Genomic DNA, 12194 nt, shown 5'->3' on the forward strand with positions numbered 1-12194 from the left:
GCATGTCCGCAGACCAGGGCAGCTCGAAGGTGCTCACGCTCACGAAGAGCGAATCCGCGCCCGACGCGCTTGTGGCCGAAGCCGTAGCCGGGGCTTCCGAAGTCATCGACACACGCACCCTGTCCCGCTCCCTCTTCCTGCGGCTCGCCGCACTCGACCAGGACAGCCCGGAGCGCGTCTATGTGCGCGACACGCTGATCGAGCTGAACCTCCCCCTCGTCCGGTACGCGGCGGCCCGCTTCCGCAGCCGCAACGAACCGATGGAGGACATCGTCCAGGTCGGCACGATCGGCCTGATCAAGGCGATCGACCGCTTCGACTGCGAACGCGGCGTGGAGTTCCCGACGTTCGCGATGCCGACCGTCGTCGGTGAGATCAAGCGCTTCTTCCGCGACACGAGTTGGTCGGTGCGCGTCCCGCGCCGTCTCCAGGAGCTGCGGCTCGCGCTCACCAAGACCAGCGACGAGCTGGCCCAGCGGCTCGACCGCTCCCCGACGGTGCCGGAGCTCGCCAAGGCGCTCGGGGTGTCCGAGGAGGACGTGGTCGACGGCCTGGCGGTGGGGAACGCGTACACCGCGTCCTCGCTGGACTCGCCGGCCCCCGAGGACGACGGCGGCGAGGGCTCCCTCGCGGACCGTCTCGGGTACGAGGACAGCGCCCTGGAAGGCGTCGAGTACCGCGAGTCGCTGAAGCCTCTGCTCGCCAAGCTGCCGCCGCGCGAGCGCCGCATCATCATGCTGCGGTTCTTCGCGAACATGACGCAGTCGCAGATCGGCGAGGAGGTCGGCATCTCCCAGATGCACGTCTCCCGGCTGCTCACCCGGACGCTCTCGCAGCTGCGGGAAGGGCTGATCGCCGACTGAGGCGCCGGACCGGGGTTCAATGCGCCACGGAGTGACCGGTGTTGCTGACGGGGTTCCTAAGTGACGGACCGTCAGCCACACTGGCGCGATGCGACGTGGCGTACGGAACGTAGCGGCTGCGCTGTGCCTGGGTGGTCTGGTGAGCGCCTGCGGCAGCGCGGGCGAGGGCCGGGTGGCCACCGGGGCGGCTGCGGCGAGCCCTGAGCGGGCGGCGGGAACTGGCGTGGCGCCCACCGGGGACGTGGAGATCGTCCCGCTGGACGAGGCTCCCGCGAAGTCGCCGGACCCCAAGGGCAGTGGCTCCGAAGCACCGGAGAAGGCCGACGGGCCCGATGGCGGCGCGCCGTCCGGCGCCAGGTCGTCAGGCGCCAAGTCGCCCGGCGGCAAGGACGGTTCGGGCAGCCCGGCCACGGCTGGCGGTTCGCCTCCGGCCAGTGGCGGCGACAACTCCAGTCGTACGGAAGGGCCTTCGGCGAGCCCTGATCCGTCCGCGCCCGGCAGCGCGGAGCCCTCGGGGCCCGCGAAACTGAGCTTCGGTGAGCCCGAGTTGAAGCCTGCCGACGAGCGGTGGTGCGAGAAGGTGGGCGTCACCTTTCGCAACACCGGTGGAACGGCGGTGCGTTCGGGGAGGGTCACCTTTGAGACGCACGTCATCGGGGCGCTCGGCGTCGACTGGGCGACGCTTGAATCCACGGAGAAGCTGCCGGCGCCCATCGGTGCCGGAAAGTCCGTGACGAAGAGCTGGAACGTGTGCGTGGACGCGTGGCGGGTGCCGCTGGGCATGCATGTGGAGACTCGGGACGTCTCCGTGGAGTGGAAGTAGGGGCCGGGCGGTTCTCGTGGCGCGGGCCGTCTGTGGTTGCTCGCGCCCACGCGGCGGAGCCGCACATGTCACAGCCCCGCGCCCCTAAAGGGGCGCCCCCGGCAGGGGCGCGGGCCCCTGCTGAAGCGGTGACGCTACTTGAGCGCCAGCCACGCCACTCCCGCCACCACCGCGATCGCCACCACGATTCCGATGATCAGGCCGATGCGCGGGCCCGCCGGTGCGGACGCCTGCTGCTGGCGGCGGCCCGCCGGCTCCTCGTCCACGAAAGCGCGGAACATCTGCGTGCTGCCGGCGGGGTCGGGGTTGCCCTGGGGACCCTGGGGGTTGTGTGCCATGGAGAAGGACCCTAGCGAATCCTCCGCTCCCGGCCCAACCCCCTCTGGCCAGGGACTTTACGAGCGGGGTCCCAGACCTTTGCCGACTCTTTAGGGCCTTGGTCCGATTTTAGTTTGCCTGCGGCAACCAACTGTCTCTATCGTTGCCCTAAGCAACAACATAGGAGGTGCCGTGGCCGCGCAGCGTCAGTACGAGGAGCTGGCCCGACAGCTCAGCGCCATCGGTGCCGTGAAGCGTGGCCTGGGACGGGAACTTCCGGCCGACTGCCCCGGCGGATCCGCCGCCGTACTCTTCCTGCTCGACCGGCACGGAGAGATGCGGATGAGCAGGCTCGCCGAGCTGCTCGCCGTGGACATGTCGGTGACCAGCCGCCATGTCGCGCACGTCGCGGAGAAGGAGTGGATCCACCGGGATCCCGACCCCGCCGACAAGCGCTCCCGGATCCTGCGCCTCACGCCCCGGGGCAAGGCCAAGGTCCATGAGCTGAACGATCTGTCGATCAAGACGCTCACCCACTACTTGCATGACTGGTCCGACGACGAGGTCGTCCAGCTCAGCACGCTGCTCGCGCGACTGCGCGACAGCTTCGGGGACTGCCGCGCGGCTTCGGCCCGGCTCCCCCAGGTCTCCGAAGAGACCCCCCGAGAGACCACCCGTACACCCGCGTAACGAAGAGGAAGCCCATGGCAACAACCACACCAACCGGTGTGCGGGGCAGCCACGCCAAGCACGGGGCGCAGGAGAGCGGCGCCCCCATGACGCACCGCCAGATCATGGAGGCCCTGTCCGGCCTGCTGCTCGGCATGTTCGTCGCGATCCTGTCGTCGACGATCGTGTCCAACGCCCTGCCCGAAATCATCGGCGACCTCGGCGGCGGCCAGTCCGCCTACACCTGGGTCGTCACCGCCTCGCTGCTCGCGATGACGGCGACCACGCCCCTGTGGGGCAAGCTCGCGGACCTCTTCAGCAAGAAGGCCCTGGTCCAGATAGCCCTGATCATCTACGTGCTCGGCTCGGTCGTCGCCGGTCTCTCGCAGAACGCCGGGATGCTGATCGCCTGCCGTGTCGTCCAGGGCATCGGCGTGGGCGGTCTCTCCGCCCTCGCGCAGATCGTGATGGCCGCGATGATCTCCCCGCGCGAGCGCGGGCGTTACTCCGGCTACCTCGGCGCGACCTTCGCCGTCGCCACCGTCGGCGGTCCGCTGCTCGGCGGTGTCATCACCGACACCGACTGGCTCGGCTGGCGCTGGTGCTTCTACGTCGGCGTGCCCTTCGCGATCATCGCGCTCATCGTCCTCCAGAAGACCCTGAAGCTCCCCGTCGTGAAGCGGGACGTCAAGGTCGACTGGGCCGGCGCCTTCTTCATCTCGGCCGCCGTCTCGCTGCTCCTGGTCTGGGTCACCTTCGCCGGTGACAAGTACGACTGGATGTCCTGGCAGACGGGCGCGATGGTCGGCGGTTCGGTCGTCCTCGGCCTGATCTTCCTGCTCGTCGAGTCCAAGGCGAGCGAGCCGATCATCCCGCTGCGGCTCTTCCGCAACCGCACCATCACCCTGGCCTCGCTCGCCTCGCTCTTCGTGGGTGTCGCGATGTTCGCGGGCACGGTGTTCTTCAGCCAGTACTTCCAGCTGGCGCGCGACAAGTCGCCGACGATGTCCGGCGTCATGACGATCCCGATGATCGGCGGTCTGTTCGTCTCCTCGACGGTCTCCGGCCAGATCATCACCAAGACCGGCAAGTGGAAGGCCTGGCTGGTCTCCGGCGGTGTGCTGCTGACCGCGGGTCTGGGTCTGCTCGGCACGATGCGGTACGACACCGAGTACTGGCACATCGCGATCTACATGGCGATCATGGGCCTCGGCGTCGGCATGATGATGCAGAACCTGGTCCTCGCCACGCAGAACCAGGTCGCTCCCGAGGACCTCGGCTCCGCGAGCTCCGTCGTCACCTTCTTCCGTTCCCTCGGCGGCGCCATCGGCGTCTCGGCGCTCGGCGCCGTGATGTCGACGCGCATCACCGACTACGTGAAGGACGGCCTGGAGGACCTCGGCCCGAAGGCCGCGGCCATGGGGCACGGCGGTACCGGTGGCGGCGGCATCCCGGACCTGGACGCCCTCCCCGCCCCCTTCCGCACGGTCATGGAGAGCGCCTACGGGCACGGCATCGCCGACGTCTTCCTGATCGCCGCGCCGATGGCGCTGATCGCCTTCCTGATCACGCTCTTCATCAAGGAGGTCCCGCTGCGTACGTCGGGTGCGCTGGCCCAGGCCGCCGAGTCCTCGGAGACCGAGGCCCCGGCCCCGGCCGCCGCCACCGGCGTCGAGCAGGAGCCGGTCCTCGCCTCCGTCGCCGCGCACACGGAGACGGGCCCCGAGGGCACGCAGAAGCTCGCCGCGGTCGCCTCGTCGGCCACGGATGACGCACCGCTCCAGACCACGGGCGGCGGAACTCCGGTACGCGGCTTCGTCCGGGGCGCGGAGAGCACTCCGGTGCCGCGGGCCGCGGTCACGCTGATCTCCCTCGGGGGACGGCAGCTGGGCCGTGCGGTGGCGCAGGGCGACGGTTCCTACGCCGTCGACGCGCCGGGAGCGGGTTCGTACGTACTGATCGCCTCTGCCGACGGCTTCCAGCCGCAGGCGTCGACGATCGTCGTGGCGGACGAGCCTCTCGCGTACGACATCCTGCTGAGCGGCACCAGCGGCCTGAGCGGTGTGGTGCGGGCGTCGGACGGGAAGCTGCCGGTGGCCGGCGCGATGGTCATCGTGACAGACGTCCGCGGCGATGTCCTCGCCACCGGACTCACCACCGACCAGGGCGAGTTCACCTTCGCCGAGCTGGTGCCCGGCCAGGTCACCATCGCGGTGAACGCCGCGGGCCACCGCCCGATGGCGCTGCCCGTCGAGGTCGGCGCGGTCGGTGTCACGCGGGTCGAGGTCGAGCTGAACGCCGGTTCGCAGGTGCTCGGCACCGTGCGGGCCAAGGGCGGTCCGCTGAACGACGCGCGGGTCACGCTGGTGGACGCGGCGGGCAACGTCGTCGCCACCGCCACCACGGGGTCGGACGGGGCGTACGCCTTCACCGACCTGGACAGCGGCGAGTACACGGTCATCGCGACCGGCTACCCGCCGGTGGCCACCGGCCTGACCGTCGCCGGTGAGGGTGTCGGCGATCACGACATCGAACTCGCCCACCCGGGCGAGTAGTTCAGACCCCGGCCGATGCGCGCGCCACGAGCGGGGCGCGCGCACCGGCCGGTGTGGAAAGGGCCCCCGGGTCGGCGGTGACGCACACGGCAGGGGACGGCCGTGTCACCGCCGCCGGGGGCCGCACCATTTCTTGAGGCTTGGCAAGGAGAAAAACGGGATGGGACTCACTGCGCGGATCCGGACGCGTGACGGCTGGGCGGTATCCCACGCCGTCGTCACGCTCACCGACATGACGGGTACGCAGGTGCTGCGGGCCGCGGCCGACGAGGAGGGCGCGGTGCGCGACGCCACGGCGCTTCCCCCCGGCCCCTACACGGTGATCGTCACCGCGGTCGGGTACGCCCCCGTGGCCTCGACCGCGCTGGTCACCGCGAGCGGCCGGGCGGAGGTCGGGGCGATCGTCCTGGCCCGGCAGGGCGGCACGGAGCTGCCGCCGCCGGGGCCGTGGGCCATCGACCCGGCGCACTCCACGGTGGGGGCGACGGCCCAGCACCTGGGGATCACGAGCGTGCACGGCCGGTTCACGGAGTTCTCGGGCCGGGTGGAGATCGCCGAGGACGTGGAGAAGTCACGGGTCGAGGCGACGATCCGCTCCTCCTCCATCGACACGGGCAACGGCATGCGGGACGGCCACCTGAAGTCCCCCGACTTCCTGGACGTCGACCAGTACCCCGAACTGACCTACCGCTCCACGGGTCTCACCCCCGCGGGTCCGGACCGCTGGACGGTCCACGGCGAGCTGACCATGCACGGCGTCGTACGCCCCGTCGACCTGGACCTGAGCTATCTCGGCACCGGGGCGGACCCCTGGGGCGGCACGCGGGCGGCGTTCCGCGCGACGGCGGAACTCCGCAGGGAGGACTTCGCGATGAACTACAACCAGGTGGTCCAGGCGGGCATCTCGGCGATCGGCACGACCCTCCGGGTGGAGCTGGACATCCAGACGGTGCAGGGCGAGTCGCTGCCGCAGGGGTAGTCGGAGCGGCCGGACCCGGCCGCCCGCTACAGCATCGCCTCGATGCCCGCGATCATCAGGTCGACGGCCACCGTGAAGTCCAGCTCCCACATCTCCTCGACCGTCTTGCCGCCCCGCGCCTCCATCAGGTCGGAGGAGCTGCGCAGGGTCTCCTCCAGCGCAGGGTCGGCGTACAGCGCGCCCATCGCCTCGTTGAAGTACTCCTCCGGGGTCATACCGGCCGCCGCGCACCGGGCGAGGTAGTGACCCTGGACGGTGCCGAAGCCGTACACGAACTGGAAGACCGCGGCGATCGCGCCGGCGTGCTTGGCGGGCGGCAGGCCGGTGCCCCGGACCACCGCCTGCACCGCCAGGGAGAACTTGATCCAGTTGGGCCCGATGTTCAGGAAGTTGCCGACCAGCGGCGACACCCAGGCGTGCCGGACCAGCAACGTCCGGTACTCCTGGGCCAGTTCCCGCAGCGTCTCGCGCCACCGCTCGGGGTCGACGGCCGCCGGGTCCGGAAGCCGCATCTCCCCCGCCGCCATGTCCAGGGCCAGCTCCAGCAGGTCGTCCTTGGTGTCGACGTACCAATAGACACTCATCGCCGTGACGTTGAGCTCGGCCGCCAGGCGCCGCATGGAGAACTTGGCCAGGCCCTCCTCGTCCAGGAGGCGGACCGTGGCCTCGGTGATGCGGTCACGGTCCAGGCCCGACGGCTGATCGCTCCTGCGGCCCGCGCCGTTCCGGGGGGCCTTGCCCGCCAGCCAGACGCTGGTCCGCGCGGGGTGCTTCGCGCGGTCGGCTGCCTTCACCATGGCGCACCTTCCTGGTCCTGAACTCTTCTGCCGGTGGTCCAAATGCGATGCTATGCGGACGCCGTCCCCGCAGAGTCTGCCCGCTCCGCCCGCCGGAGCAACGCGGCCGCGAGGACACCACCGGCGAAAACGGCCACCGCGCCCACCAGCTGGCTGGTCTCCAGGCCGGAGGAGAACGCGTCGGCGATCTCCGCCCGCTCACCCGCCGACGAGGCCGCCGCGAGCGCCGCCGGCAGCGAGGCCGCCGACACGGCCACGAGCGAGGCGAACTTGGAGTTGAGGACCGCGCCGAGGACGGCCACGCCCAGACCGTTGCCGAACTCCGCGAGCGTGCCGTTGATACCGGCGCCCACGCCCGCCTTCTCCGGCGGGATCGCGCTCATGATGGCGTTGGCCATGGCCGGCATGGCGAGCGCGATGCCCGCGCCCATCATGATGAGCCCGGCCAGCATCCCGGCGTAGTTGTCGCCGCCGAGCACGGCGATGGCGACGAGCCCCGCCGACAGCAGCGTCATGCCGATGAGAATGGTCGCGGGCGTGCTCGTCTTCTTCAGGAGCCGCGCGCCGAGCCCGGTGAAGTTGAGCGCGATGACGGTGACCGCGAGCGGCGCCGTCCGCAGGCCCGCCTCGAGCGGTTCGTATCCGAGGACGAACTGGAGGTGCTGGGTCAGCAGGAACAGCGAGCCGCCCATGCCGAACGCGACCAGGATCGCGCCCGCGACGGCACCGATGAAGCGCTGGTTGCGGAAGAAGTGCATGTCCAGCATCGGGTACGGGATGTGCAGCTCCCACCAGGCGAACACGGCGAGGACGACGACACCGACCGCGGCCGCGACCAGCACCTGCGACGACGACCAGCCGTGCTCCGGGCCGGAGATGATCGCGTACACGACCGACGCCATGCCGATGGTGGAGAGCAGTGCGCCGAGCAGGTCGGGCCGGTCGCCCTGTGGGTTCTTGGACTCGGGGACCAGCTTGAGGACGGCGACCAGGCCGATGACCGCGACCGGGATGTTGATCAGGAAGATCGCGCCCCACCAGAAGTGATTGAGCATGACGCCGCCGACCAGCGGTCCGATCGCGAAACCGAGGGAGTTGACGGTCGACCAGAGGCCGATCGCCTTCATCCGCTCGCTGTCGTCGAAGAGCTGCACGATGACGGCGAGCGTGGTGGTCATCAGGAGCGCGCCGCCGATGCCCATCCCGGCCCGCGCGGCGATGAGCTGCGTCGACGACTGGGCGAGCCCCGCGACCAGCGAGCCCACGCCGAACAGCGCGAGGCCCGCGGCCAGCATCTTCTTGCGGCCGTAGCGGTCGGCCGCGCTGCCCGCGGTGAGCAGCAGGCCGGACTGGACGAGCGAGTAGGCGTTGATCATCCACTGGATGTCCGACGTCGACGCGTCCAGCTCCTCGGTGAGGGAGGGGATCGCGACGTTCAGGACGGTGTTGTCCAGGAGAACGGTGAGCGTGGCGAGGCAGATGACGCCGAGGACGATCCAGCGCTGGGGGTGTGGCTGGGGGGTGGTGGGGGTCTCGGCGGCCGTCGTTGCCGTCATTCCCTCTCCTTCTGCTTATACGGCGTACGGGAAGTCGGTGATGTACACCGTAAAGCACTTCCCGTACGCCGTACAAGGGGATTTCCGGAGCGGGGCCGAGGTGGCGGAGGCGGGCCCGTCAGCTCTTGGGCTGCGTCAGGTCGTAGAACGTGGCGCTGCCGACCGTGACCTTCTCGAAGGTGTCCTCCACCCAGGAGCTGATCTTGGACGAGGTGCCGCTGTCGCCGCCCATGCCGCCTCCCATGCCGCCTCCCATGCCGCCTCCGCCGGAGATGAAGTAGTGGATCCTGCCGTCCTCCACGTACTGCTTGAACTGGGCGAGGGTCGGTGCCGGGTCGCTGCCGTTGAAGCCGCCGATCGCCATCACCGGTTCGCCGGTGGCCAGCTGGTAGCTCGCCGCGTTCTGCGAGCCGATCGCGGCCGCGGCCCAGGTGTAGTCGTCGGCGTCGGCCTCCAGGAGCCGCTGCGCCTTGGTGCTGACCTGGGCGCCGTTGAGGAGGCCGCCGATGCCGCCGCCTCCGCCGCGTTCGGCGGTGCCGCCACCGGGGAGGCCGCCCTGCTGGCCCTGCTGGCCCTGCTGGCCCGGGGGCTGGTTGCCGGTCTGGCCTCCCTGGCCGGGCGGCTGGCCCATGCCGCCGCCCTGCTGACCGCCCTGCTGACCGCCCTGGCCGTTCTGCCCCGGCGGCTGCATCCCGCCAGCGCCTCCGCCGGGGCCGCCGCCACCGGGCCGGCCGCCACCGCCGCCACCGGGACCACCCCCAGGTCCGCCCATGCCCCCCGCCGCGGCAGGCCCCGCCGTCACGATCGACCCGGTGTGCGCGCTGTTCACGGTGGAGAGCGTGTACGCCACCGGGCCCGCGACCGAAGCCGCGAAGCTCAACCCGATCGCGGCGACCGCAAGTTGACGCCCGAGCCGTGCGGCGAGCAGCAGCCCCAGCGCACCCGCGAGGCCGCCGATCAGCACAGCCCAGCGCAGCCACGGCAGATAGTCCGGGGTGCGGCCGAGAAGGACGTACCCCCAGACCGCCGTACCCGCCACGGCCGCGCCGAGCAGCGCGCCCGCCCACCACTTGGCCCGCTCCTCCCACAGGACCGTGGTGCCCATGCCGATCAGCGCCGCGATGTAGGGGGCGAGGGCGACCGTGTAGTACTGGTGGAAGATGCCCGCCATGAAGCTGAAGACGGCCGCCGTCATCAGGAGCGAGCCGCCCCACGCCACGAACGCCGAGCGCGTGGCGTCGGTCCTGCGGGCCTTCCAGGTGAGGACGATGCCGCCGACGAGCAGGATCAGCGCGGCGGGAAGCAGCCACGAGATCTGGCTGCCGATCTCGGAGTTGAACATCCGGCCGATGCCGGTCTCGCCCCACTGACCGCCACCGCCACCGCCTCCGCCGGGACCGCCCCCGCCGCCGACGCTGCCGGTCTCCTCGCCGTTGATGCGGCCGAGGCCGTTGTAGCCGAAGGTCAGCTCCAGGAAGGAGTTGTTCTGGGAGCCGCCGATGTACGGGCGTGACGAGGCGGGCCACAGCTCCACGATCGCGACCCACCAGCCGCCCGCGACGACCATCGCGAGCCCGGACAGGGCGAGTTGGCCCAGGCGCTTGCGCAGCCGCACCGGCGCGCACACCGCGTAGAGGACCGCGAGCGGCGGCAGGATCAGGAACGCCTGCAGCGTCTTGGCCAGGAACGCGAGGCCGACCGCGACGCCCGCCCAGACCAGCCACTTGGTGCGGCCGTGCTCCAGCGCGCGGAGCACGCAGTACACGGTGACGGTCATCAGGAGCGCGAGCAGCGCGTCCGGGTTGTTGAAGCGGAACATCAGCGCGGCGACGGGGGTCACCGCGAACACCGCGCCCGCGATCAGCCCGGCCGCCGGGCTGAAGCGACGGCGTACGGCGGCGTACAGGACCCCGACCGTCGCGACGCCCATCAGGACCTGCGGGGCGAGGATCGCCCAGGAGTTGAGCCCGAAGAGGCGTACGGAGAGGGCCATCGGCCAGAGCGATGCCGGGGGCTTGTCGACGGTGATCGCGTTGCCCGCGTCGAGCGACCCGAAGAACATCGCCTTCCAGCTCTGGCTGCCCGCCTGGACGGCCGCGGAGTAGAAGGAGTTGGCGTAACCGGAGGCGCTGAGGTTCCAGAAGTAGAGGACCGCGGTCGCGAGCAGCAGGCCGAGCAGCGCGGGGCGGGCCCAGCGCGGGTCGTCGGGGCGGCGGTGGCCGGGGAGGCGCCGGGCCGGCTCGTCCGATGCCGACTGAAGTGGCTCTACAGCCCCTACGGCATGGGGAGTTGTCGTCATCGTGCGTTCCTCGGGTCGGGAGCATGAGTGAGCTGGTACGGGACTTCGGAACGCCGCTCCGGGAACACCCAGGCCCGCAGGAGCAGAAAGCGCAGGACGGTCGCCGCGAGGTTCGCCGCGATGAGCACCGCGAGCTCCGTGGAGTGGGACGGGTCGCCGGAGGCCGCGTCGAGCGCGGCGAGCGAACCGCTGGTCAGGGCCAGTCCGATCGCGAAGACCACCAGGCCCTGTGCCTGATGCCGCATCGCCCGGTCGCGGCCGCGCACCCCGAAGGTCAGCCGCCGGTTGGCGGCGGTGTTGGCGACGGCCGACACGAGGAGGGCCAGCGCGTTCGCCGCCTGCGACCCCGTGAACGTACGGAAGCCGGAGTAGAGAAGGAGGTAGAAGAGCGTGGAGAGCGCGCCCACCACGCAGAAGCCGACCAGCTGGCGGGCGAGTCCGCCGGGTACGCCGGTCAGCTGCCGGTCGCGCGGATCGTCCCCGAAGGGGCGGGCGAGCCGGTCGAGCGGCAGCGCGCCGACGGCGAGGGCGCGGCCGACCCGCCACACGCCCTTGAGGTCGTCGGTGGCCGTCTTGACCAGGTGGACCGTCGAGTTCGGGTCGTCGACCCAGTCCACCGGGACCTCGTGGATGCGCAGTCCCGCGCGCTCGGCGAGCACCAGCATCTCCGTGTCGAAGAACCACCCGGTGTCCTCGACGAGCGGAAGCAGCACGCCTGCCACATCACCCCGGATCGCCTTGAACCCGCACTGGGCGTCGGAGAAGCGGGCGTGCAGGGAGCCGCGCAGGATGAGGTTGTACGTACGCGAGATGAACTCCCGCTTCGGGCCGCGCACCACCCGTGAACTGCGCGCGAGCCGGGAGCCGATCGCCAGGTCCGAGTGGCCGGAGATCAGCGGCGCCACCAGCGGGAGCAGCGCGTTGAGGTCGGTGGACAGGTCCACGTCCATATAGGCGAGGACGGGGGCGTCCGATGCCGACCAGACGGCGCGCAACGCCCGGCCGCGCCCCTTCTGCTCCAGCCGCCGGTACTCGACCTCGGGGCTGGCGGCGGCGAGGCCCGCGGCCACCTGGGGCGTGCGGTCCGTGGACGCGTTGTCCGCGACGGTGATGCGGAAGGGGTAGGGGAAGGTGCGGACGAGGTGGTCGTGCAGGCGCCGCACACACGGCCCGAGGTCCTTCTCCTCGTTGTAGACGGGAATCACGATGTCCAGGACAGGGGCGGGTACGGGCACATCGCGCCGGCCGGCGGGAAGGTGGGCCCGTGCCGGCAGAGTCACCTGGCAAGCGCCGCCCGGGGAAGAGTCGGTGGTTTGCATGCCACCGACGTTCGTC

General features: G+C 71.0%; 10 protein-coding genes. 5 read left to right on the top strand and 5 right to left on the bottom strand.

What is annotated here, in order from left to right:
• Positions 1 to 2 precede the first annotated feature (2 nt).
• Together ACIBKX_RS21675 and ACIBKX_RS21680 are read left to right on the top strand one after the other, a co-directional pair.
• A complete protein-coding gene (locus ACIBKX_RS21675) occupies positions 3 to 863 on the top strand; it encodes an RNA polymerase sigma factor SigF (protein ID WP_363270429.1) in 861 nt (286 codons plus the stop codon).
• An 88-nt stretch (positions 864 to 951) separates the two neighbouring features.
• Positions 952 to 1686 carry a hypothetical protein gene (locus ACIBKX_RS21680; protein ID WP_363270428.1) on the top strand — a complete coding sequence of 245 codons (735 nt, stop codon included), beginning with the start codon at positions 952 to 954 and terminating at the stop codon, positions 1684 to 1686.
• 134 nt (positions 1687 to 1820) lie between these two features.
• On the opposite strand, the gene ACIBKX_RS21685 is transcribed toward ACIBKX_RS21680, so the two are convergent.
• Complete coding sequence (locus ACIBKX_RS21685; RefSeq protein WP_363270427.1) at positions 1821 to 2024, bottom strand: hypothetical protein; 204 nt, start codon at positions 2022 to 2024, stop codon at positions 1821 to 1823.
• A gap of 172 nt (positions 2025 to 2196) precedes the next feature.
• Here ACIBKX_RS21685 and ACIBKX_RS21690 point away from each other — a divergent pair, with 172 nt between their 5' ends.
• The 3 genes from ACIBKX_RS21690 (at position 2197) to ACIBKX_RS21700 (ending at position 6207) form a co-directional block, all read left to right on the top strand.
• Positions 2197 to 2694, top strand: coding sequence for a MarR family transcriptional regulator (locus tag ACIBKX_RS21690; protein ID WP_363270426.1), 498 nt, complete (start codon positions 2197 to 2199; stop codon positions 2692 to 2694).
• A gap of 14 nt (positions 2695 to 2708) precedes the next feature.
• A complete protein-coding gene (locus ACIBKX_RS21695; RefSeq protein ID WP_363270424.1) occupies positions 2709 to 5228 on the top strand; it encodes a DHA2 family efflux MFS transporter permease subunit in 2520 nt (839 codons plus the stop codon).
• Positions 5229 to 5388: 160 nt separating this feature from the next.
• Positions 5389 to 6207 (top strand): YceI family protein, encoded by an 819-nt coding sequence (locus ACIBKX_RS21700; RefSeq protein ID WP_363270423.1) that lies wholly within the window; start codon positions 5389 to 5391, stop codon positions 6205 to 6207.
• A 26-nt stretch (positions 6208 to 6233) separates the two neighbouring features.
• On the opposite strand, the gene ACIBKX_RS21705 is transcribed toward ACIBKX_RS21700, so the two are convergent.
• From ACIBKX_RS21705 to ACIBKX_RS21720, 4 genes are all read right to left on the bottom strand, one after another.
• Positions 6234 to 7004, bottom strand: a complete 771-nt coding sequence (locus ACIBKX_RS21705; protein WP_363270422.1) for a TetR/AcrR family transcriptional regulator C-terminal domain-containing protein — start codon at positions 7002 to 7004, stop codon at positions 6234 to 6236.
• A 50-nt stretch (positions 7005 to 7054) separates the two neighbouring features.
• Positions 7055 to 8560: an MFS transporter gene (locus ACIBKX_RS21710; RefSeq protein ID WP_363270421.1), complete on the bottom strand. Its 1506-nt coding sequence runs from the start codon at positions 8558 to 8560 to the stop codon at positions 7055 to 7057.
• Positions 8561 to 8678: 118 nt separating this feature from the next.
• Positions 8679 to 10859 (bottom strand): glycosyltransferase family 39 protein, encoded by a 2181-nt coding sequence (locus ACIBKX_RS21715; RefSeq protein WP_363270420.1) that lies wholly within the window; start codon positions 10857 to 10859, stop codon positions 8679 to 8681.
• Positions 10856 to 12178, bottom strand: coding sequence for a bifunctional glycosyltransferase family 2/GtrA family protein (locus ACIBKX_RS21720; RefSeq protein ID WP_363270419.1), 1323 nt, complete (start codon positions 12176 to 12178; stop codon positions 10856 to 10858). Before ACIBKX_RS21720 ends, ACIBKX_RS21715 begins: the two co-directional genes overlap by 4 nt.
• Between the last annotated feature and the right edge of the window lie 16 nt (positions 12179 to 12194).

Origin of the sequence: Streptomyces sp. NPDC050658 (assembly GCF_044457025.1) — a bacterium.
Lineage (GTDB): Bacteria > Actinomycetota > Actinomycetes > Streptomycetales > Streptomycetaceae > Streptomyces.

What these genes read in the sequence shown, in the direction of transcription:
- ACIBKX_RS21675 (WP_363270429.1), top strand. Translation starts at nt 3, where the DNA reads ATGTCCGCAGACCAGGGCAGCTCGAAGGTGCTCACGCTCACGAAGAGC.
- ACIBKX_RS21680 (WP_363270428.1), top strand. Translation starts at nt 952, where the DNA reads ATGCGACGTGGCGTACGGAACGTAGCGGCTGCGCTGTGCCTGGGTGGT.
- ACIBKX_RS21685 (WP_363270427.1), bottom strand. Translation starts at nt 2,024, where the DNA reads ATGGCACACAACCCCCAGGGTCCCCAGGGCAACCCCGACCCCGCCGGC.
- ACIBKX_RS21695 (WP_363270424.1), top strand. Translation starts at nt 2,709, where the DNA reads ATGGCAACAACCACACCAACCGGTGTGCGGGGCAGCCACGCCAAGCAC.
- ACIBKX_RS21700 (WP_363270423.1), top strand. Translation starts at nt 5,389, where the DNA reads ATGGGACTCACTGCGCGGATCCGGACGCGTGACGGCTGGGCGGTATCC.
- ACIBKX_RS21705 (WP_363270422.1), bottom strand. Translation starts at nt 7,004, where the DNA reads ATGGTGAAGGCAGCCGACCGCGCGAAGCACCCCGCGCGGACCAGCGTC.
- ACIBKX_RS21710 (WP_363270421.1), bottom strand. Translation starts at nt 8,560, where the DNA reads ATGACGGCAACGACGGCCGCCGAGACCCCCACCACCCCCCAGCCACAC.
- ACIBKX_RS21715 (WP_363270420.1), bottom strand. Translation starts at nt 10,859, where the DNA reads ATGACGACAACTCCCCATGCCGTAGGGGCTGTAGAGCCACTTCAGTCG.
- ACIBKX_RS21720 (WP_363270419.1), bottom strand. Translation starts at nt 12,178, where the DNA reads ATGCAAACCACCGACTCTTCCCCGGGCGGCGCTTGCCAGGTGACTCTG.